Consider the following 21,297-nt stretch of genomic DNA (forward strand, 5'->3'; position numbering starts at 1 on the left):
GTGCATCAGCGGAAGCGGTAATTCAACGTCGCGAGGAACGTGCGGCCAAGGCCCGGCACCGCGCGTCCGCCGTCGGACGGAATCAGGGCGTCGTAGTACTTCTTGTCCGTGAGGTTCACCACGTTGAACTGGATATCGTAGCGTTTCTGATGATACGCGGCCATCGCATCCCATCGCGTATAGCCGCCGACCTGCACGAGGTTGTTGTTGGCCGCATAGCGCGACGACACGTACGATGGACCGCCGCCGAATTCCCAGTTCGGCGTGACGTTATACGTGGACCATAGCGTCAGCATGTGATGCGGCGTGTTGGCGAGCGTGTTGCCGGTGGTGCCGTCGAGCGCCTTCTGCACAGTGCCGTCCATGTACGTATAGCCGCCGAACACCTGCCACTTGTTCGTGATGTGGCCCGCAACGCCGAGCTGATAACCTCGCACGCGCACATCGCCATCGAGCGTGTATTCGCCGGTGGAGACCTGCGTGCGCGCGTTGGTTTTCTCGATGTTGAAGAGCGACTGCGTCACCGAAAGCCCGCCGTTCAGCAGGTCCCACTTCGAGCCGATCTCATACGAACGGTTCTTCTCTGGCGGCGTGTTCTGCTGGTTGTTGGTAAGCGTGAGGGCTTCGAGCGACGGGTTGAACGACGTGCCATACGACACGTAATACGACTGCCATTCGGTCGGCTGCCACACGATGCCGGTGCGCACGCTCGTGAAGTAGTTCGTCTGCGTGGCATAACCCGGTGCGTTGATCGAGTTATGAATCGATGCTTCATAGCGATCCCAGCGCACGCCGCCGATCCACTTCCAATGTTCGCCGAAGGAAATGGTGTCGTTGAGATAGAGCCCGATGCCGTTCGCGCTGGACTCGGCGAGATTGGTGGCGACCTCCCGATAATTCGACGGACGCGTCGTATAGGTCGGGTCGACGAGCGGCACGATCGCTAGCGTATTGGACGGCAGACCCGGGGTGGTCGCGGTGAAGCTCTGATTGCTATAGGTCTCGTGGCTCAGATCGACGCCGACGAGCATGTCGTGCTTGAGGAAGCCTGTCGCGAACTTGCCTTCGAAGTCGGTCGTGTTGTAGACCGAGTGGTCGTTGATATTGCGGTCCTTACCTTGCAGCCGTACGTAAAGCGAAGAGAGCGGTAATGTCGTGTAGTTTCCGTTCGTCAACGCAGTGGATGTGCCGAGCGGCCCGGTCAACACGGCGGCCGCGTTCGTCGCGCGCGCTTCGGTGCTGTAGTGACTGAATTGCGTTTGATTGCGCAGCGTGAAGACATCGTTGAAGCGATGCTCCACTCGCGCGTTGAGCGTTTGCACGTCCTGGATCGTGCGGTCGTCGGTGAAGCCGTAGAAGGTCTTCGTATCGACCGGCGCAGGATGCCCGTTGAGCGGCGGAATGCCGTAGTCGGGCTGATCGCGATTGTGCTGAATGAGGGCGGATAGGGTCACTTGCGTCGGCGTGCCGATGCCGAACTTCACTTCCGGCGCGACGCCGTAGTCCTTGCTCTTCATCTGATCGCGGGTCGAGCCCAGGTCCTGACCGAACGCGTTGATGCGAAACGCGGAAGTCTCAGTCATCGGCTGATTGATATCGACGGTCGTGCGGTAGCGGTCGTGCGTGCCCGCTTGCACGGATACATCGGCGCGCGGCTTCAGTTCCGGCTGCTTGCTCACCTGATTGATGACGCCGCCTGTCGAGCCGCGCCCGAAGTACAGGGACGACGGCCCGTACAGCACGTCGATGGATTCGAGGTTGAACGTGTCGCGATAGTACTGGCCGCGGTCGCGAAAGCCGTCGAGATAGATATCGGTGCGCGCGGTGAAGCCGCGCAAGTTGATGTTATTGCCGATCTGGCCGCCTTCCGCTGCGCCGAGCGTGACGCCCGGCACGTTGCGCAGCGCGTCCGAGAACGAACTGACCGCCTGCGACTGCAGAACGGCCTTCGGCACGACGACGACTGCTTGCGGGATGTCGCGCAATGCGGCGGGGACTTTTGCACCGACGCTCGATACTTCGGGCTGGAAGTCGCGCGACGTGTCGCTTTGTCCCGTCACCTTGACGGCGGGCAGGGCGGCAGTTTCAGGCGCGGCCGAAGCGGAATCTGCGTTCGCGCTTGCGGCGCCGTTGATGCTGTCTGCGGAACTGCTCTGAACGGAGGCGGCGGCTCGCGTGTTTTCTGTTGCCGTTTGCGCGTAAAGCGGCGCGGCCATCGGCATGGCAGCCATACTGACCAGGGCCGCGGCGAGCGGCGTTTTCCTCAGCATATCGTTCCCCGATATTTTGTTAGTGAGTTCGGAACGACGAGGGACCGGCTGTCCGCATCGTCATGCTTCACCTGCATCCGCGAATCTGCGGCGCTAAATGAGAATCAGTATCATTACACAATGTGACAAGATTTTGTAAGTACCTGTTCGTTTCACGTGGGAACTCGGCGCGACTTGTTTTGCATCTTGCATGCACCATTCAGCGTGCAGAATGCACAAAAAATGCGCATCGAAAGGGAAGGTGCACCAAGATGGGATGAAAGCGTTCCGGGGATGACGCGGCCTGCACTGTTCGGAAGCGTCCGCACAGCTTCCGCGCACCTCACTGCACACAAATTGCGCGGATGGCCCGGATATTGCACCTGTCGGCGTTTTTTTGAGACGTCCGCCGATATGCAGGCACTTCAATCCGGTACTGACACCCTGTTCCTCTTGCTGGGCGCCGCCATGGTGCTTGCCATGCACGCAGGTTTCGCGTTCCTCGAATTGGGAACCGTCAGGCGCGAGAATCAGGTGAACGCGCTCGTCAAGATCCTCGTGGACTTCGCCGTATCCACGCTCGCGTACTTCTTCATCGGCTACAACATTGCGTATGGCGTGCAGTTCATGCACGGAGCCGACGTTCTCGCGCAGCACAACGGCTATGCGCTCGTGCGCTTCTTCTTCCTCTTGACGTTCGCGGCGGCGGTGCCGGCGATCGTGTCGGGAGGCATTGCCGAGCGTTCGAAGTTCAACCCGCAGCTATTCGCGACCTGCGTGATCGTCGGGTTCATTTATCCGCTGCTCGAAGGCATCGCGTGGAACGACCGGTTCGGCGTTCAGACGTGGCTCACGCAGGCATTCGGTGCGCCGTTTCACGACTTCGCGGGTTCCGTCGTCGTGCATGCGTTCGGCGGCTGGGTCGCGTTGCCGGCGGTGCTGCTGCTCGGGCCGCGCCACGGCCGTTATCACAAGGATGGACGCATCGCCGCACACCCGCCGTCGAGCATTCCTTTTCTCGCGCTCGGCGCGTGGGTGCTCGCGGTCGGCTGGTTCGGCTTCAACGTGATGAGCGCGCAGACGGTCGACAAGATCAGCGGTCTGGTTGCGGTGAATTCACTGATGGCGATGGTCGGCGGCACGCTCGCCGCGTGGGTCGCGGGGCGTAACGATCCGGGCTTTGCGTACAACGGCCCGCTGGCCGGACTGGTCGCGGTATGTGCCGGATCCGACGTGATGCATCCGCTCGGGGCGTTGATCGTCGGGGCGGTGGCGGGCGTGTTGTTCGTGCAGATGTTCACCTGTGTTCAGAACCGCTGGCGGATCGACGACGTGCTCGGCGTCTGGCCGCTGCATGGTCTCTGCGGCGCGTGGGGCGGCATTGCGGCAGGCGTGTTCGGGCAGAAGGCGTTCGGCGGGATCGGCGGCGTGTCGATGGGGTCGCAGTGCATCGGCACCGTTGGCGCGGTCTTGCTCGCGCTCGCGGGCGGCGCTGCCGTCTACGGCGTCATCAAGATGACGGTGGGACTGCGCCTCGATCGCGAGGACGAGTTCAACGGCGCGGACCTGGCGATCCATCGCATTTCGTCGACGCCGGATCGAGAAATGGCCGGCTGAACCGGCAATCCGCCCTCCGGCCGTTAGCGCCGGTTTGCATGCAAGATGCACCCTACAGGCATTTTGCATGCCGCCGCCGGCCGGATTAGCAACTTTCGCGAGCCGGCGCAAAACCGGTGCAAAGCCGGTGCAAGAGCCCGGGCACGCGCTTCGCTGAAAGCGACCGCTCCGACAAGACCGGCGCCGAACCGGCAAAGCGACGCGTGCTTTGCCTGATTGACGCAGAACCTTCGATTGACGAGAATCGCGGCCCGGTCACGGTCGGCTTGCTATGCCGATGCGTGCTGGCCGGTTACGATATACCGGCCGATCCCCAACAAGGCCGAGAGCTTGAATCCTACAGAGACCGGTTCCTTCGATTTGCCGCTCCCGTTGCGCAACTTCTCGTTGACGCGACGCGTGCTGCTGCTTGTCCTGGCCGCGTCCATCGCCGTTCCGCTCGCCTGTCTCGGCATCTACGGCTATTACGACTATCAGCGGCGATTCGCCGAAGCCGGCGACTTGACCGAGCGGCTCGCGCGCGTGGCGAACGAACACGCGCTCAAAGTGCTGGACCTCAACCAGCAACTGGAGACGCGCGTCGTCGATATGCTGGGCGACAGTGACGACGCGGACATCAAAATGCGCGAGGAAGCCTTGCATCGCGCGCTCGACGACATGAGCGGCACGCTCGCGCAGGTCGCCGCCATTTCGGTCTTCGGCGCGAACGGCGCGCTGCTCGTGAACAGCCGCCGGTATCCCGCGCCGGAGGTGTCGATTGCCGCGCGCGACGACTTTCTTTCGGCCCGCGCGTTCGCGCCCGTCACCTATTTCTCGATGCCGTTGCGCGGCAAGGTGGCGCAAACGGACGTCTTCACGACGACCATGGGGCGCATCGGCCACAACGGGCAGTTTCTCGGCGTCGTGTCGATTGCCCTGAAGCGCGATTATTTCGTCGACTTCTATCGCGAGATCGCAGCGGGCGACTCAGCGCTCGTGATCGGTCTGTATCGGCGCGATGGCGGCATTCTCGTGCGCTATCCGCCGAGCCCCGGCCCCGCGTCGTCGCAAGCCGCGAACAACACGCCGTTCACAGACGCGTTCCGCAACAACGAGCTTTTCGGACGCGTGCGCATGACATCGACCATCGATCACGTCGAGCGTGTGCTTGCCTACCGGCGTGTCGGCGATTTTCCGCTCTATGTCGCGACCGGCTATGCGACGTCGGTCGTGCGGGCGCAGTGGCGGCAGAACCTCGCGCTCGTCGCAGCGATCGCGGCGCTGCCATGCATGGCCGTATGGCTTCTCATCGCGTTCTCCATTCGCCGGCTCGACGCGGAGCGCGTCGCGTGGGAACGCTGGCAGGCGGAAGTCGCGACGAGGCTGTCCGTCGAAGCATCGACGCGGCAGTTGCGGCGCATGGGCGCGCTCGGCAATCTGGTGGCGAACGTCGCGCACGATTTCAATAACCTGCTGATGGTCGTGTCGGCGAACATGGCCCTTGCACGGCGCAAGCATTTCAACGATGTGGAGAGCGAAGTGCTCGCGGTGGAACGCGCGACGGCCGGCGCGGAGTCGCTCGCGCGGCGGCTGATGAGCGTCGCGCGCAAGCATCCGCTGAAGCAGGAAGTCATCGACCCCGCCGCGTGGATCAGAAGCATGCTCGAAATCGTGAAGCGCGCGGTGCATCCGTCGGTCTCGTTGACGGTCGAGTTCTCAGCGGACGTGTGGCCCATCATGGCCGATGCCGTGGAACTCGAACTGGCGCTCGTCAATATCGTCGCGAACGCAAGCGAAGCGATGCCGCACGGCGGGCGCATCGTCATTCGTTGTCAGAACGCGCGCCTGCGTGGCGCGGAAACTGACCTGCCCGATGGCGAATACGTGCTTATTTCCGTGACGGACAACGGCGAAGGCATGAGCGAAGCCGTGCTGCGCCGCGCGTTCGAACCGCTCTTCACGACCAAGGTACGCGGAGCGGGCACGGGCCTCGGACTCTCGCAAGTGCTGGCCGCATGCGAACAGGCGGGCGGCAGCGCGCGCATCACGAGCGTGCCGGGCGCGGGCACCACGGTTCGGCTCTATCTGCCGAGGCATCACGGTCCGGCGACGGCGCCTGCCGCCAAGCCCGTCGAGGTCGAGAAGACGCCCGCCAAACCGCCGCGAGTCGCGGACGACGACCATCCGTTCCGAGGCATGTCGGTGCTGCTCGTGGAAGACAACACCGACGTCGCGGCGGGCGTCATGGCGGTGCTGGAAGTCTTCGGGTGCACCGTGCATCACGAGGAAAGCGCGGATGCGGCGTTCGCGCTCATGGGCGAGGGCTACAGCTTCGATCTCGTGCTCTCCGACGTGCAGATGCCCGGCAAGATGAACGGCATCGACCTCGCGGAGCAGATCACGAAGCGGCTGCCTTCGCAGAAGCTCGTGCTGATGACAGGCTATGCCGACGAGATCGAGCGCGCGAAGCATCTCGGCGTGCCGATTCTCGCGAAGCCTTTCGACATGGACGACCTACGCGATCTCATCACGGACGGCGTGCCGCACTGAGTGGACGTTACTTGTGCTTGGGCACGGGACGCGCGCCGACGAGAGGATTGAACGACCGGCGCTCTTCTGTCGACGCTTCGTCGTCGGCCGAGGCTTTGGCGCGGCGCGCATTCGTGCGCTTGCCGCCGAGTTGATCGAGCAGGTCTTCGTCGTCGGTGGCTTCAGCGTCTGCTTCCGCGTCGTCTTGCGCGGCCGCGGCGGTCGCTTGCCCGGCGCCTGCAAGATGCTCCATGACGGAGACGAAGTCCTTCTGCGCGGACTTGATCGCGCGGCCCGGCATCATGATGAGCACGACTGCTTCCTGCACGGTGTGATCGTCGACGGTATGCAGCGTGCCGGCTTCCGTCCAGTCGATGCTGCTCCCGGCATACGCTGCGATCACATGTTGCAGCACCGCAGGCGACAGCACGCCTGCATCGTATAGACCGACGATCTGCCTTTCAGCAAGCGCGAAGAGACTCGTCTTCGGAGCAGCGCTTGCCTTCGATGCGGATTTGCGGGCGGCCATGTTATTTCGATCCGGGCGCGAGCCGCCATACCGTATTGCCGACATCGTCGGCGACCAGCAGGCTGCCTGCGTGGTCCACGGCGACGCCGACGGGACGCCCCAGCGCGTGCCCGTCCGCCGAAAGAAATCCGGTCAGAATATCTTCGGGCGGACCCGAGGGCTTGCCATCCTGGAACGGCACGAATATCACCTTATAACCGCTTCTCGGCTTGCGATTCCATGACCCGTGCTGACCAATGAAGGCGCCGTTCCAGTAGTGCTGCGGGAAGGCTTTCGCGTCGTAGAACGCGAGACCGAGCGAGGCCGTATGCGCGCCGAGCGCATAGTCAGGCACGGTGGCCGACTCGACCAAATCCGTGCGTTGCGGCTTGACGCGATCATCCACATGCTGGCCGTAATAGCTATAAGGCCAGCCATAGAATGCACCGTCCTTCACCGCGGTCATGTAATCGGGGACAAGCTCGTTGCCGAGTTCATCGCGCTCATTCACGGCCGTCCATAATGCGCCGGTTTGCGGCTGCCACGACATTCCGTTCGGATTGCGAAGCCCGGTTGCATAGAGACGGGTCTGTCTACTCGCGATATCCACTTCCATGATGGCCGCGCGCCCGTTCTCCGCTTCGATGCCGTTCTCCGCGGCATTGCTGTTCGAGCCGACCGTCACGTACAGCCGCTTGCCATCCGGACTCGCGATGATGTTCTTGGTCCAGTGATGGTTGATTGGTCCGGCGGGCAGGTCGATGAATTTCTCGCCCGTCGATTCGATGGTCGTTTCGCCTGTCCGATACTTGAAGCGCAGCACGGCATCGGTATCGGCGACATAGAGATCATCTCCGACCAGCGCCATGCCGAAGGGCGAATGCAAATGATCGATGAATACGGTCCGCGTCTCCGCGACGCCGTCGCCGTCGGCATCGCGCAACAACACGATCCGGTCGGGACTCGCCATGCCCGCGCCCGCGCGCTTCATCACCTTCTTCATGACGGCGCCCTTGATGCCCGAATTCTCGTCGTGCTCGGCGGGGGCATTGCTCTCGGCAACGAGGACGTCGCCGTTCGGCAGCGTGATGATCCAGCGCGGATGATCGAGTCCGGACGCGAAGGCGGTTACATCGAAGCCTGCAGGCGATATCGGCTTCTGACCTTCCGCCCACTGCTTCGCGGGCGCGATGTTCACGGTCGGCAACAACGCACGGCGCGGCGCGGGAAGCGCGGGATCGGGCCCGAAGTCGGTCGGATAGTCATCCGCGAGCGCGATGCTGCACGAGACGGTCAGCATCGCGACGAGCGTGACGCAGAGGCACTTGCGCGCGTCGGGAAGCGCCATGCATCAGCCCCCGCCGATGCCCTGCACGATCTTTCCCGTGCCGTCGCAAGTGGGACAATCGCCGCCGTCTTGCTTGCCTGTGCCGTTGCAGTCGGGACAGATGTCTTCGCCGGTGCCGGGTGCGCCCGGTTCGGCTTCATCGCCTGGACTGAGAGGAGGTTCTTGCGCCATGACTGTCTCCTGGGTGGGTGTGCCTTGGCGAGAAGCAAAGACTATTCCGCAGCAGCGCGCAAAGGCGTTCGTCGGCCTTCAGAGCTTTCGACCGAATGCCTCGCGCAAATGCCTCTTCGCTTGCTCAAGCGTATTGCGCCGCGTCTTCGGCAAGTTGCGCCCCGCGCGATTGATATAGAAATTGAGCATCGACATGGCCGACTGAAACGGCGTGCCCTTGCGCCGCGTGCTTTCGGTCGACGAGCGTTTGAGCGACTGCGCGATCTCTTCGGCGTTGCCGTTCTTGAAGATATCGCGCTGGAGATCCATCGCGTCGCTCGTTTCCATCACATGATGCGACCAGCGGTGCGTCGAATTGGCGGACTTCGCTTTCTTGCTTCCGGATTTCTTGTGATCGCTCGCGAGCGTATGGCGCTGCCGTGTGGTGCTGCGCTTGCCCGAACCCGCTTTGCCCGCGCGTCCTTCGGTCTTCTTGGTCTTGCGTTCCGTCGGCATGACGGTTCCTCCATCAACGTTTATTTTTTATCAGCCGATGCGCTTCCCGCAGCGCATCGACGATAGCCTGATAAGCGGCATGGCGCGTCTCCGGATCGGGCGCGCGCAATACATACGACGGGTGATACGTGGCGACGATCGCGCGCCCTTCGTGCTCGATAGGATGCCCCATCGACGCTTGCAGCTTGGCCTTCGAATCGCGCAGCACCGACTTGAGCGCGGTCGCGCCCAGTGCGACGATCACCTTCGGGTCGATGTCGGCCGTCTCGCGGTCGATCCAGTAGTGGCACGCGTCGATCTCGCGCTGGGCCGGTGTCTTGTGCATGCGGCGCTTGCCGCGCGGTTCCCATTTGAAGTGTTTGACGGCATTCGTCACATAGACTTCCTTGCGCGCGACGCCTGCTTCTTCGAGCGCGCGGTCCAGCATGGCGCCCGCCGGACCGACGAAGGGCTTGCCTTGCAAATCTTCCTGATCGCCCGGTTGTTCGCCGACGATCATCAGCGGCGCATGGCGTGGACCGGCGCCAGGAACCGCTTGCGTTGCATCCTTGTACAGCGCGCACCGATGACAAGCGTCGAGCGTGTCCGGTGTCTGATCGGGCTCTACGCCGGGTTGCGGGGTCGTCGCCATGAGGACCTTACGCGGAGGCGCTCGGTGACGAGGCCGTGGCGGCGCGCACGCGAGCAGGCTCGAACGGAATCATGGGAATGCGTTCTCCGAAACTTTCGGAAGCTGATAGCAATTGCCGAACCTTCGTCCGCAAAGGCGTGGAATGCGCGTTGCTGAACCTCTTGTACCTGAGCAAAGGAGGCTAGCGATGAGTAACAACGATCGTATCGAAGGACCGGGCAGCACTGACAAGCCGCTCGGCGATGCCGGCAGCGGAGCCACCGGCGGCGGTTCGTTCGGCAATCTTCCGGGACCGGGCGCCGCGACGGGCGGCGATCCGCATCAGGGCGTGCGCCAGCCGAATGCGGGCGAAGTCGAACCGGAGAATCGTCGTCTGGATCAGCAGCCGCATCAGACAGCGGAAGTGCCGCTTGGCTCGGGCAATCGTCCGGAACCGGCAGGAAGAGGCGGACAGGTTAGCGACGTCGCGGCATCGCCGGGACAGGACGTGCCGCCGCGCGGCAACTAGTCTGCAAAGCAATAAACGCAAGTAGCAGCGCAAAAGCAAAGCGGCCGCTCATCGCGGCCGCTTTGCTTCATGCGGATTTGCCGATCAACGCGTGGCAATGTACATCGTGATTTCAAAGCCAAAGCGCATATCGGTGAAGCTAGGGGTTTCCCACTTCATAGAGCCTCCTTGTGCATTGAGCGGCCGACGGATGCCGAGCCGTTGCGCGGTTGTTTTCCTGAGCGCGTGCAGCGAGGCGCTCAAATCGACGCTCTCTCATCCTAGCGCGACTTTGCCGGCTGCATCATTGGAAATTGCCTCGGCATTCATTTAATTTATTTATAGCGTCATAGCGGCCGGGGTCGGCTTCCGGAATCGTCAGGGTTCGTACTGATCTTGTCAGGGTCGGTCGCTTCATCGCGTTCCATCATCTCGCCGGGACGCGGGATAACCCTGTCGACATCCTCGGGTGGAATATTGTTCAGTTCATTGCCACCGGGCGCGTGCGATTTGTCGCGTGTATCAGGTGCTTTTGGGGTTTCAGCCATGAATTGCCTCGTACGATGATTCATTCGGCGCGCGCCGCTTCGCGCAGCACGGCGGAGTCACTGTCGTAATTGCGGTCGGCTATCTTTCTGAGCACGGCCAGCACTTCACCGTCCGCGCCGTTACTTTTCGCCAGCGCCATCAGCTTTTCCTTGTGCATCGGATATTCCGCGCCCTTGAGCGCGCGCGCGATGGCGTCCGGCCCCGGCTCGTCCAGATGCCGTTGGTCCTGCGACTGCGCGGGATGTTGTGACATAGCGCCTCCTTTCCAGTTGATCTGCAACGTCTAAAGGGCAGCAACGCCCATACCCGTGCAGGCTTGTCCCGGGCGCGAGGGATGCTATGTCACCCATAACAAACGTCAGAAGGAGGACACGCGCATGACTATTTCCGCGGAGCGACTCTCCGATACCGAGATCAAGGTCGAAGAGACCATCTATACGTTCGATGGCAAAGACACAGCAGACGCGTTTCAGCAATGTCTGGGAAGCGACACGCTCGACACCTGCATGCGCCATCACGCGCCTGTCTCCACGCGCGCCGCGACGACGACAGGCGGTCCGGCAGAGGGCGAGCCGGGCAGCATCATTTCGCCGTCGCTCGGCGGCATGCCCTGATCGCCTGTCGCGATCAGAGCAGCGAGTGCGTCGTCGAGCGCGGCGCGAGCGATTCGCGCGTCAAGGCTTCGAGCGGCAATGGCTTGTCGAAGAAATAGCCTTGCGCCTGCGCGGCGCCCATGTCGCGCAGGACCGCGAGGGTTGCCGCGTCTTCGACGCCTTCGGCGACGAGCGTCAGGTCGAGTGATTCGGCCATGCGCACGATCGCCCGCACGATAGCGCGGCTGCGCGGGCTGCGCGTCAGTTCGAGAATGAAGGACTTGTCGATCTTCAGGCCGCTGAACTGATATTGGTGCACGTAACTGAGCGACGAGAAGCCCGAGCCGAAATCGTCGAGCACGACTGACATGCCGTTATCCGCCAGCCGCTGCATCGTACGCCGCGCGAGATCCGGTTCGGCGACGAGCGCGCCCTCGGTCAATTCGAGGCACACGCGCGACGGCGACACGCGATAGCGCCGCAATAGCGCGAGCACGTCGTCGGCGAACTCGGGACGCGTCATGCTATAGCTCGAACAGTTCACGTGGACCGGCGGCCAGTGGACGAAACGCTCGTTCGAGAGAATGGCCGCGACGCGTTCGAGCATGTAGAGATCGAGTCGGCCGATGAGCCGCAGTCCTTCCACCGCAGGCAGGAATTCCCCCGGCCCCACGATGCGTCCATCCGCCTGCCGCCAGCGAATCAGTGCTTCGAGCGCCACCACTTCACCGCTTTTCACGTCGACGATCGGCTGGAAATAGGGCAGCAATTCATCGTCGCGTTTCATTGCATTGCGCAACGCGCCTTCGCGTTCCACCTGATCGGACACTTGCCGGCGCAATTCCTGATTGAACACGACGAAGCTGTCGCGTCCCGCGTTTTTCACGCGATACATCGCGGTATCGGCGTCGCGCAGGAGATCGGCGGGCTCGGTATGAAACTGACTGTCCGCGCTGACGATGCCGATACTGCACGACGAAAACACCACGTGCTCTTCGATATGAAACGGCAGATCGAAGGCCGCGAGAATGCGCTTCGCGATGGAGACGGCATCCTGAATGACCGCATTCGGCGAAAGAATGGCGAACTCGTCGCCGCCCAGACGCGCGAGCAGATCCGAGGCGCGCACGCAGGCGCCGAGTCGCGCGGCGGCCTGCACGAGCAGCATGTCGCCGAAATGATGACCGAGGCTGTCGTTCACGACCTTGAAGCGGTCGAGGTCGATGAACATCACTGAAAGATCGTGCCCGCGCGCCCGATAGTCGTTCCACGCGCCCTGAAGCCGCTGCATCAGATAGCTTCGGTTAGGCAAGCCCGTGAGCGAGTCATGCGAATTCTCATGAACGAGGCGCGCATTCACCTGGTCGAGTTCGCGCGTGCGCGCCTGCACGCGCGCTTCGAGTTCGAGATTCGCGGCGTGCAACGCTTCGGCGTCGCGACGGCGCGAGAGAGCCGTGTCGATATGGCGCGACACGAAGGTCAGCAGTTCCTGATCGCGCAGCGAGTAACGGACGAGCGGCGAATAGCTTTGCACGGCCAGCACGCCGCGCACGACATCGCCGTCGAAAAGCGGAATGCCGAGCCACGAGCGCAGCCGCACCGAATCGCTGTCTGCCTCGAACGCGCCTTCGCTGATGAGCCGCACCGCTTCCTGATGATCGATCAGCCGCGGGCGACGCTCGCGGATCACGTATTCCGTCAACCCGCGCCGGCCGCGTCGCGGATCGGGGCGTTCGTGCACGATCTCGTCCACGTAATACGGGAACGACACCTCGTCGGTTTCCGTCTCGTACAGCGCGATATAGAAGTTGCGCGCATACAGCAGTTCGCCGACGATGCCGTGCAGACTGCGAAAGAACTCCATCGTGTCGCCGGGCCGGCTCGACAGTTCCGCGATCTGATAGAGCGCCGCCTGAAGATGCTCGGAGCGCTCGCGCTCCGCAATGCCATGACGCAGCGCGGCGTTCAGTTGCGACAGTTCGGACGTGCGGCGCGCGACCTTTTCTTCGAGATCCGCGCGATGCAGGATGCGGTCGAGCGCCATCGCGACATGCCGTGCCACCACGAGAAAAAGCGCGCGATCTTCCGCCGTATAGATGCGCGATACGTCGTAGACCTGCATCGCGAGCATGCCGAACACTTCGTCGGACGCGTTCTTCAGCGGCGCGCCCATCCAGAACTCGGGGCGGTCGCCCAGGCAGTAGAAGCGTCCTTCGCGCTCTGCCGCGGTAATGTCCGCCGTGGTCACGAAGAGCGGCTTGCCGCTCGTCAGCACGCGGCCTGTCATCGAGAGATGATCGGGGTCGAGAATATCGAAGTTGTCGGCCTCGACGACGTCCTTGTCGATCACGTCCACGTAATACGGGTACGTAATCTTGCCGGTCTTGCGGTCGTACAGCGCGAGATAAAAGTTTTCCGCGTCGATCAGCGTGCCGAGGCGCTCGTGCACGCAGCGCAGAAACCCGGCGCGGTCCGGCACCGAACTCGCCAGATAGGCAATTTCGTACAGCACGCGCTGCGTGAGCTGCGCGCGCGCGAGGGCGTCGGACTGCACCCGCTCGCCCAGTCGCCGCGCGAGCTCGGCGAGATCGGCGTCGTCGCGTTGCGCGAGCGGCGCGAGCAGCCAGCCGAGCACGCCTTCGCCGCGGCCCGTCGGCCAGCGGTGCCAGCCATGCGCGGCGCACAGGCCCTCCAGCCGCTCCTCGGGGATGCTGCGCGGCCAGACGAGCGGGGCGTCGCCACGGCGCGCGAGATGCAATTGCTCACCCGCGCGATACCACGCCCACGCCTGCCCGCAGCCCATCGCGGCGGCGTCGCGCAGCAACGCTTCGATCGAGTCGGCATCGGGCACGTCGGTTCCGGGCGCGCCGGGCGTCGAAACGGGCGCGTTGTACGCGGAAAACACACTCATCGGCGCTCCAGGCCATTCGGATTTCGTTGACCGCCGAGCCGGCGGTCCGCACTTTTTCGAGCATTCGCTCTTACCGGGCTAACGGCAGCCAGCATACAGGCTTGAGCTTCACCGAAAAAAATCGTGCAAAAGCTCGTCAGCCAGCGGACGCGCCGCTTGCTGCAAAACGTTCGCGGTAAGCCTGCGGCGACACGCCGAGCGAGCGCAGGAAGCCGCGCCGCATGGTTTCCTCGGTGCCGAAGCCGCAACGCGCCGCCACGCGCTTGACGGGCAGCGCGGTATCGCCCAGAAGACGCCGCGCGGCTTCCAGCCGCATCCGTTCGATGGAGCGCGCCGGCGTCACGCCGGTTTGCGCGCGGTAATGGCGCACGAAGCTGCGCTCGCTCATGCCGACGCGCGCGGCGAGCGTCGCCACGGAGAGATCCGCCGCCAGATTCTCGGCGATCCACGCGTGGAGCTCGCCGAAGCGGTCGCCCGCTTTCTGCAACGACAGCGCGGCGCTGAACTGCGCCTGCCCGCCGGGACGCTTCAGGAACACGACAAGATGACGCGCCACGTCGAGCGCGAGCGCGCGCCCGAGATCTTCTTCGACGAGCGCCAGCGCCAGATCGATGCCCGCCGTCACGCCGGCCGACGTCCAGACAGCGCCGTCGCGAATGAAGATGGGATCCGACTCCACGCGCACAGCCGGAAAGCGCGCGGCAAGCTCGTCGCAGCGGGTCCAGTGCGTGACGGCGCGGCGCTCGTTCAGCAGGCCCGCTGCCGCGAGCAGAAACGCGCCGGTACATACGGACGCCGTGCGGCGCGCGTGCCTCGCGCGCTCGCGCAGCCAGTCGACGAGCGCCGTGTCGCGCACCGCGCCGTGCACGCCCCAGCCGCCAGCGACGATCAGCGTGTCGCACGGCGCGTCGGCCGCCGGCAGCGGATGGCCGACGAGGCCGAGGCCCGCCGAAGCCGTCGCCGCCGCGCCGGGCATGACCACCCGCGCGCGGTACGGCCGCGGCATGCCCGCCGCCACGGCCAGCTCGTTCGCAGACGCGAACACTTGCAGCGGCCCGGCGACATCGAGCAGTTGCACGTCTGGAAAGGCGAGTACGTCGACGTCGCGCGGCGTCGGATCGGTTGGGCGGCTCATGGTGGCGTAAAACGTGGGCTGGCTGTCGATTTCGCCATAGCGTAGCCGGGTAGCATGGGTTCGTCCACTCACATCGACCAAGGAGAAAGCGATGACCTTGCACATCGGCCTGTTGCTGTTTCCGGGCGTGCAGCAACTCGACATGACCGGCCCCTACGACGTCTTCGCGCACATGCCCGGCGCCGAGGTTCACCTCATCTGGAAGACGCGCGAGCCAGTGCGATCGACGGCGGGCATGGTGCTCACGCCGGACACGACATTCGCAGACTGCCCCGCGCTCGACGTGTTGTGCGTGCCCGGCGGCGGCGGCGTCGGCGCGCTGATGGAGGACGACGAGACGCTCGCTTTCCTGCGCCGGCAAGCGTCGGGCGCGCGCTATGTGACATCGGTATGCACGGGCGCGCTCGTGCTCGGCGCGGCCGGGTTGCTCCGCGGCAAGCGCGCGACGACGCATTGGGCGTATCACGCGCTGCTCGGCGAACTCGGCGCGAGTCCGGTGCGCGGGCGCGTGGTGCGCGACGGCAACGTGCTGACGGGCGGCGGGATTACGGCGGGTATCGACTTCGCGTTGACGCTCGCGGCGGAACTCATCGGCGAGCAGGGCGCGAAGGCGATCCAGCTCGCAATGGAATACGCGCCCGCGCCACCTTTCGATGCAGGCGATCCTGACCGCGCAAGCCGAGATGTGGTCGAGATGGTGCGACAGCACGAGGCTGCGTCGCTGGCGGCGCGCCGCGAGATCACTCAGCGCGTCGCGCAACTGCTCAATGCGAGCGCATAAGGGCTAGAAGCGCTTCTGCATGAAGTAGCGCGACCGTTCGCCGTGGAAGCCCGGCAGCTCGCCGAATGTCTGATAGCCGCAGCGCGCGTAGAGATCGCGCGCCTGCGGATTGAGCGTATCCAGCCACGCGCCGCCGCAGCCGCGCTTTTTCGCTTCCGCTTCCGCCGCTTCGAGAGCGCGCGTGGCGAGGCCGCGGCCGCGCGCGTCCTCGCGTATCCAGAGCCATTTGACGAAGAGCCAGTTCCACGCGGTGAAGCCCGCGAGTCCGCCGACAAACGCGTCGTCCACATAGAGCGACACGGCGAGTTCCCGGTGCCCGCTCGGTCCGAGCTGCGCCGCATTGAACGCGGCGAGCCCGCCCGCGACTTCGTCTTCGAACGAGTCGTCGATCCAGTCGGTGACGGACACGCTCACGTCGCCCATGTCAGACGCTCGCGGCCGGCGCGACGGATGCGCCCTTGATTCCATGCCGCGCCAGTGCTTCGCCGACGAAACCAGAGCGCTTCACGTCTTCGACGAATTCGCGCAGCATGTCGGCGGCTGCTTCGCCGCGCGATTTCGGCAAGCCCATCGCCTGCTGAATCACCATGAAGCGTTCGTTCAAGAGACGCAGGCCGGGCGCGCGCGCGGCATCAGCTTCGAGTTGCTGCTTGACGCCCGCAGCCACTTCGATCCCGTCGCGCAGGAAGGTCTCGACGACCGCTTGCGACGACGCCGCGCGAACGATCTGCGCATGCCTGATCTCGCGCGTGAGAAAAAGGTCATACGCGCTGCCCTTGCCGACGACGATGCGATTGCCCGCGCGGTCCACTTCGTCGTTGCGCGTCAACGGCGAGTCGTCGCGCACGAGGTAGAAGCCTTCGATCAACACGTAAGGCGCAGTGAAGGCAATGCCTGCGCCGCGCGACGGATCGATCGCGAAGAAGCCGATGTCGGCCGCTTCGTTCGTGACGGTCTCCACCGATTTCGCCGCGGTGTCGAAAGCCGCGAACGCGACGTCCACGCCGAGCCGCGACGCCAGTTCTCGCGCGAGATCGACCGATACGCCGCCGGGCTCGCCTTCAGCATCGCGGTGGGCAAGAATGGGATTGCCCAGATTGAGGGATGCGCGCAGCACGCCTGTCGGCGCGATGGCTTGCAGCAAGGTCGAAGAAAGAGTCATGGCATCGTGCGCCTCATGTTGCATGAGCATGCAGAATACGCGAACCGTGACCACGCTTGCAAAAGGATACCGCCATGCCCGCACTGCTCGATGCCAAAGCCCTCATCACGCGCCTCGACTTGCAGCCGCATCCCGAAGGCGGCTACTTTCGTGAGACGTATCGTGCAGAGCAGCGCGTGACGCGTGAGGGCGCGAGTGAAAGGCGTTCGGCATCGACGGCAATCTACTATTTGCTATGCGAAGGCGCGCATTCGGCGTGGCATCGCATACGCTCCGACGAAGTCTGGCACTTTCATGCGGGCGATCCGCTCCTCGTGCATGTGCTCGATGCTCGCGGCGCGCTCACCACGCACCGGCTGGGCGATATGACGCAGCACGCCGACACGGTGTTTCAGGCTGTCGTCCAGGCGGGCGACTGGTTCGCCGCGGAATGCAGCATCGCGTCGGGCGCGTCGCTCGTCGGGTGCACCGTCGCGCCGGGATTCGAATTCAGCGAGTTCGAGCTTGCTCGTTGCGAAGAACTGAAGGCGCGTTATCCGCAGCATCGCGAGTTGATCGAGCGGCTCGCTTAGCGAGGCAGCGCAATCCCGAGCGTCGAGCAGATGAACGCGCCGATGCGCTCGATGTCATCGAGGGCCAGCACGGGCAGGGCCGATTCGATCGCGGCGGCGTCGTCCGTTGCGATGGCGAGAATCTCCACATCGGTCAGATAGAGCGGGTCCTTGCCCGTTGACGGCCGCACGACTTCGAGCCGTGGCATGGCTTCGCGCGCGAAACCTTCCACGATCACGAAGTCGGCGTGCGAAAGCCGCGCGGCAAGCGCCGCGAGCGGCGGCTCGGGTTCGTTGCTGAGTTCGTGCAAGATGGCATAGCGATACGGCGACGCGATCAGCACTTCACTTGCGCCCGCGCGACGAAAGCGTGCACTGTCTTTGCCCGGCGGTTCGAGCTCGATGGAATGATGACTATGCTTGATGACGTTGACTGTGAGTCCTTGCGCGCGAAACCACGGCAGCAGGGCTTCGATCAACGTGGTCTTGCCCTGGCCGGAGCGCCCGGCGATGCCGAAAAGCGGCGGGTGCGGCGAATTCATGCGATGGTTGTGTCGTGGTAGTCATCGAACAAGTTCGGCAAGTGTAGCGGCTCCGTGGCGAGCCGGGCCGAATCGCGCTATCGTCAGGCATCGTGCTTGCATCGACCGCGCTGCATTGCGTAACGCGCGAGGCACAAGAAACGTGTCGAGCCAGCGCACTTCACAGGATCAGGACATGGCCGAAGACAATCCCAGCACCGCTCTCGCTCCGCAGCAATTCTCCATCGACGTCATGCTCGAAAAGTACGCTAAAGGCGACGAGACGCGCGTCGACGATATCTATCGACGCGTGGCGCGAGGCGTCGCGCTCGCCGAACCACCCGAGCAGCGCGCGAAAATCGAAGCCGAGTTCGTCGACAACTTCAAGCGCGGCGCACTGGGCGCGGGCCGCATCATGAGCGCGGCGGGCGCGGGCATCGATGCCACGCTCATCAACTGCTTCGTGCAGCCGGTCGGCGATGCGATACAAGGCGTCGATGACAACAGTCTTCCGGGCATCTACGTCGCGCTGTTGCAGGCCGCCGAGACCATGCGGCGAGGCGGCGGCGTGGGGTATAACTTTTCGGCAATCCGTCCGCGTGGCGCGCGCGTCCATTCGACAGGATCGGCGGCATCGGGACCGTGCAGCTACATGGACGTGTTCGATGCCTCGTGCCGCACCGTCGAAAGCGCGGGCTCGCGTCGCGGCGCGCAAATGGGCATTCTCGACTGCACGCATCCGGACCTGCTCGAATTCATCGCGGCCAAGCACACGAAAGGGCGCTGGAACAACTTCAACGTATCGGTCGCGGTGACGGACGAATTCATGCAGGCCGTCGCCGATGACGCCGTGTGGCAACTCGTGCACAAGGCGGAGTCGTCGCCGGCGCAACGCGCATCGGCGGATATCCGGCAGCGCGAAGATGGCCTGTGGGTGTATCGCGAAGTGCGGGCGCGCGAGGTCTGGGACACGATCATGCGTTCTACTTACGATGTCGCGGAGCCGGGCGTCGTCTTCATTTCGCGCATGAACGACGACAACAACCTGCGCGCGCTCGAAGCCATTCGCGCGACGAATCCGTGCGGCGAGCAGCCGCTTCCCGCGTATGGCTGCTGCAATCTCGGGCCGCTCAATCTCACGCGCTTCGTGTCCGATCCCTTCGCGCAGATGCGTGGCGGCGCGCCGGGCTTCGACTGGGACGGCCTCGCGGTGACGACGCGCACGCAAGTCCGCTTTCTCGACGATGTGCTCGACGTGACGCTATGGCCGCTGCCGGAACAGGCGCGCGAAGCGCAGGCGAAGCGGCGCATCGGCGTGGGCTTCACGGGGCTCGGCGATACGCTCGTCATGCTCGGCTTGCGATACGACTCGCAGGAAGGACGCGACTTCGCGGCGCGCGTCGCGCGCACCATGCGCGACGAGGCGTATCGCGCGTCCGTGCAACTGGCGCGCGAGCGGGGCGCCTTTCCGCTCTTCGACGCGCGGCGCTATCTGGAAGAGGGCACGTTCGCATCGCGCCTGCCCGACGACATCACGAGCGCGATTCGCGCGCACGGCATTCGCAACAGCCACCTGCTTTCCATCGCGCCGACCGGCACGGTAAGCCTCGCGTTCGCGGATAACGCGTCGAACGGCATCGAGCCCGCGTTCTCGTGGACATATCAACGCACCAAGCGCATGGCGGACGGCTCGCGGCAGAGCTTCGCGGTGGAAGACCACGCGTACCGTCTTTATCGCGAGATGGGCGGCGACGTGAACGCGCTGCCCGATTACTTCGTGAACGCGCTCGACATGTCCGCGCACGATCACCTCGAAATGATGGCGGCAGTGCAGCCTTTCGTGGATACGTCCATCTCGAAGACGGTGAACGTGCCGGCCGACTATCCGTTCGACAAGTTCCAGGACCTCTACTTCGAAGCATGGCGGCGCGGGCTCAAGGGTCTCGCCACTTACCGGCCGAACGATACGCTCGGCGCGGTGCTTTCGGTGACACCGCAAGAGACGCCGAGCGATTCCCCCGATCCCGAACTCGACCTCGATCCGCTGCGCATCGCAATCGATCATCGGCCGCGCGGCGAATTGCCCGCGATCATCGAAAAGGTCGAATATCTGACGCAAGCGGGGAAGAAGTCGCTGTATCTCGCGGTGTCGTTCATCGAAGTGACCGGGCGCATCGCGGGCGAGGACGTGACCATCGAGCGTCCGATTGAATTCTTTATACCGACAGGACAGAGCGACGAATCGCAGCAGTGGATCACGGCGACGATGCGTTCGCTCTCGCTCGCCGCGCGTGGCGGGTTCGCGGCGCGCACGTTGCAGGACATGCGCAAGGTGTCATGGGATCGGGGACAAGTGCGGCTCGGCGATGTCGAGCGGCTCGACGGTCATCGCAGTCCACGTTGGCACGACTCCGAAGTCGCGGCGCTGGCTTACGCGATCCAGCAGATTCTGTATCGACGAGGTTTTCTTGATGCAGAGGGTAATCAGGTTCCTTCGCGCGTGCTCGCGCGCAAGCGCAGCGAGGCGGCGGCGCCTCTGCGCACCTTGCAGCCCGAAGACGAGCAGGACGCGAACGAGGACGTGGCTGAAGCGCCCGTCGATCCCCATGGACTGGCGCAAATGCACGGACGTAAATGCGCGACGTGCGGCGCGAATGCGGTGATTCGTAAGGACGGATGTGATTTCTGCACCGCTTGCGGGGAGATTGGTGCGTGTGGGTAAGCCGCCGATTCGCTTGAATTCAAAATCCAAAGCGCCATTCGCGCGACGATAAACCCTTTCCACGTTTCAATGAGGTCAGCGACGAGTCTTCCCGACTCGCGCTGACCGCTCCTCTTGTTCCTTCGAGCACAACGCTGCTTTCGTGCAAGCAAATCGCGGTAGATCTCGCGCTCAGGCAATTAATAAAGATTGCTTACTAATTAAGAATTCTCGGGATGTCCTTTCGACGCCGAATGAATAAAAATTCGGCCCGGTGCTTTCAACTGGACGGGCTAGAACTAATCCGAGGGCCGCACCCGTCCTTCTGCTCATGTAGTGGCGGCCGTGGGCGAATGCACCTACCCGGCCTCAAGGTGAG

At 63.8% G+C, this 21,297-nt stretch carries 21 protein-coding genes; 7 read left to right on the top strand and 14 right to left on the bottom strand.

The features are described 5' to 3' along the window. Window positions 1–5: 5 nt before the first annotated feature. Entirely contained in the window at window positions 6–2,270 is a 2,265-nt protein-coding gene (locus NCR37_RS14925) for a TonB-dependent receptor (protein ID WP_250473646.1), read from the bottom strand. A 393-nt stretch (window positions 2,271–2,663) separates the two neighbouring features. Here NCR37_RS14925 and NCR37_RS14930 point away from each other — a divergent pair, with 393 nt between their 5' ends. Then, window positions 2,664–3,866, top strand: coding sequence for an ammonium transporter (locus NCR37_RS14930; protein WP_250473647.1), 1,203 nt, complete (start codon window positions 2,664–2,666; stop codon window positions 3,864–3,866). A gap of 330 nt (window positions 3,867–4,196) precedes the next feature. After that, complete coding sequence (locus tag NCR37_RS14935) at window positions 4,197–6,395, top strand: hybrid sensor histidine kinase/response regulator family protein (protein WP_250473648.1); 2,199 nt, start codon at window positions 4,197–4,199, stop codon at window positions 6,393–6,395. Window positions 6,396–6,402: 7 nt separating this feature from the next. Here the strand turns inward: NCR37_RS14935 and NCR37_RS14940 are convergent, their stop codons facing one another. The 5 genes from NCR37_RS14940 to NCR37_RS14960 all read right to left on the bottom strand — a co-directional run bounded on the left by NCR37_RS14940 (window position 6,403) and on the right by NCR37_RS14960 (window position 9,527). Beyond that, window positions 6,403–6,903: a hypothetical protein gene (locus NCR37_RS14940; RefSeq protein ID WP_250473649.1), complete on the bottom strand. Its 501-nt coding sequence runs from the start codon at window positions 6,901–6,903 to the stop codon at window positions 6,403–6,405. A gap of 1 nt (window position 6,904) precedes the next feature. Beyond that, window positions 6,905–8,182: a PQQ-dependent sugar dehydrogenase gene (locus tag NCR37_RS14945; protein WP_250473783.1), complete on the bottom strand. Its 1,278-nt coding sequence runs from the start codon at window positions 8,180–8,182 to the stop codon at window positions 6,905–6,907. Between the two features lie 51 nt (window positions 8,183–8,233). Then, window positions 8,234–8,401 (bottom strand): hypothetical protein, encoded by a 168-nt coding sequence (locus NCR37_RS14950; RefSeq protein WP_175941287.1) that lies wholly within the window; start codon window positions 8,399–8,401, stop codon window positions 8,234–8,236. Between the two features lie 78 nt (window positions 8,402–8,479). Next, a complete protein-coding gene (locus NCR37_RS14955) occupies window positions 8,480–8,896 on the bottom strand; it encodes a DUF3175 domain-containing protein (RefSeq protein ID WP_250473650.1) in 417 nt (138 codons plus the stop codon). Window positions 8,897–8,909: 13 nt separating this feature from the next. Next, window positions 8,910–9,527, bottom strand: a complete 618-nt coding sequence (locus NCR37_RS14960; RefSeq protein WP_250473651.1) for a UdgX family uracil-DNA binding protein — start codon at window positions 9,525–9,527, stop codon at window positions 8,910–8,912. A 187-nt stretch (window positions 9,528–9,714) separates the two neighbouring features. Here NCR37_RS14960 and NCR37_RS14965 point away from each other — a divergent pair, with 187 nt between their 5' ends. Then, on the top strand, window positions 9,715–10,035 hold the full coding sequence (locus tag NCR37_RS14965; RefSeq protein WP_175941294.1) for a hypothetical protein: 321 nt from the start codon (window positions 9,715–9,717) through the stop codon (window positions 10,033–10,035). Window positions 10,036–10,119: 84 nt separating this feature from the next. Here the strand turns inward: NCR37_RS14965 and pqqA are convergent, their stop codons facing one another. From pqqA to NCR37_RS14980, 3 genes are all read right to left on the bottom strand, one after another. After that, window positions 10,120–10,194 (bottom strand): pyrroloquinoline quinone precursor peptide PqqA, encoded by a 75-nt coding sequence (gene pqqA / locus NCR37_RS28380; protein WP_008353049.1) that lies wholly within the window; start codon window positions 10,192–10,194, stop codon window positions 10,120–10,122. A gap of 167 nt (window positions 10,195–10,361) precedes the next feature. Then, window positions 10,362–10,562 (bottom strand): hypothetical protein, encoded by a 201-nt coding sequence (locus tag NCR37_RS14975; RefSeq protein ID WP_250473652.1) that lies wholly within the window; start codon window positions 10,560–10,562, stop codon window positions 10,362–10,364. A gap of 20 nt (window positions 10,563–10,582) precedes the next feature. Further along, entirely contained in the window at window positions 10,583–10,816 is a 234-nt protein-coding gene (locus NCR37_RS14980; protein WP_175941298.1) for a DUF2795 domain-containing protein, read from the bottom strand. Window positions 10,817–10,940: 124 nt separating this feature from the next. Between NCR37_RS14980 and NCR37_RS14985 the strand changes: the two genes are divergently transcribed. Then, window positions 10,941–11,177 (top strand): hypothetical protein, encoded by a 237-nt coding sequence (locus NCR37_RS14985; RefSeq protein ID WP_250473653.1) that lies wholly within the window; start codon window positions 10,941–10,943, stop codon window positions 11,175–11,177. A gap of 13 nt (window positions 11,178–11,190) precedes the next feature. On the opposite strand, the gene NCR37_RS14990 is transcribed toward NCR37_RS14985, so the two are convergent. Further along, window positions 11,191–14,067: a bifunctional diguanylate cyclase/phosphodiesterase gene (locus NCR37_RS14990; RefSeq protein WP_250473654.1), complete on the bottom strand. Its 2,877-nt coding sequence runs from the start codon at window positions 14,065–14,067 to the stop codon at window positions 11,191–11,193. A 136-nt stretch (window positions 14,068–14,203) separates the two neighbouring features. Further along, window positions 14,204–15,202: a GlxA family transcriptional regulator gene (locus NCR37_RS14995; protein WP_250473655.1), complete on the bottom strand. Its 999-nt coding sequence runs from the start codon at window positions 15,200–15,202 to the stop codon at window positions 14,204–14,206. Window positions 15,203–15,293: 91 nt separating this feature from the next. On the opposite strand from NCR37_RS14995, the gene NCR37_RS15000 reads away from it, so the two are divergent. Continuing rightward, complete coding sequence (locus NCR37_RS15000) at window positions 15,294–15,983, top strand: DJ-1/PfpI family protein (protein WP_250473656.1); 690 nt, start codon at window positions 15,294–15,296, stop codon at window positions 15,981–15,983. A gap of 3 nt (window positions 15,984–15,986) precedes the next feature. Here NCR37_RS15000 and NCR37_RS15005 read toward each other — a convergent pair whose 3' ends face one another. Further along, window positions 15,987–16,406: a GNAT family N-acetyltransferase gene (locus NCR37_RS15005; protein ID WP_250473657.1), complete on the bottom strand. Its 420-nt coding sequence runs from the start codon at window positions 16,404–16,406 to the stop codon at window positions 15,987–15,989. 1 nt (window position 16,407) lies between these two features. Continuing rightward, window positions 16,408–17,145, bottom strand: coding sequence for an ABC transporter substrate-binding protein (locus tag NCR37_RS15010; RefSeq protein ID WP_250473658.1), 738 nt, complete (start codon window positions 17,143–17,145; stop codon window positions 16,408–16,410). Window positions 17,146–17,219: 74 nt separating this feature from the next. Between NCR37_RS15010 and NCR37_RS15015 the strand changes: the two genes are divergently transcribed. Further along, entirely contained in the window at window positions 17,220–17,717 is a 498-nt protein-coding gene (locus tag NCR37_RS15015) for a cupin domain-containing protein (protein WP_250473659.1), read from the top strand. Here the strand turns inward: NCR37_RS15015 and mobB are convergent. Then, window positions 17,714–18,238, bottom strand: a complete 525-nt coding sequence (mobB, locus tag NCR37_RS15020) for a molybdopterin-guanine dinucleotide biosynthesis protein B (RefSeq protein ID WP_250473660.1) — start codon at window positions 18,236–18,238, stop codon at window positions 17,714–17,716. The two genes, NCR37_RS15015 and mobB, sit on opposite strands and share 4 nt — an antisense overlap. Before the next feature lie 175 nt (window positions 18,239–18,413). Between mobB and NCR37_RS15025 the strand changes: the two genes are divergently transcribed. Then, window positions 18,414–20,939 (top strand): adenosylcobalamin-dependent ribonucleoside-diphosphate reductase, encoded by a 2,526-nt coding sequence (locus tag NCR37_RS15025; protein WP_250473661.1) that lies wholly within the window; start codon window positions 18,414–18,416, stop codon window positions 20,937–20,939. Window positions 20,940–21,297 lie beyond the last annotated feature (358 nt).

Origin of the sequence: Caballeronia sp. GAFFF1, from assembly GCF_023630705.1 — a bacterium.
Classification (GTDB): Bacteria; Pseudomonadota; Gammaproteobacteria; order Burkholderiales; family Burkholderiaceae; genus Caballeronia.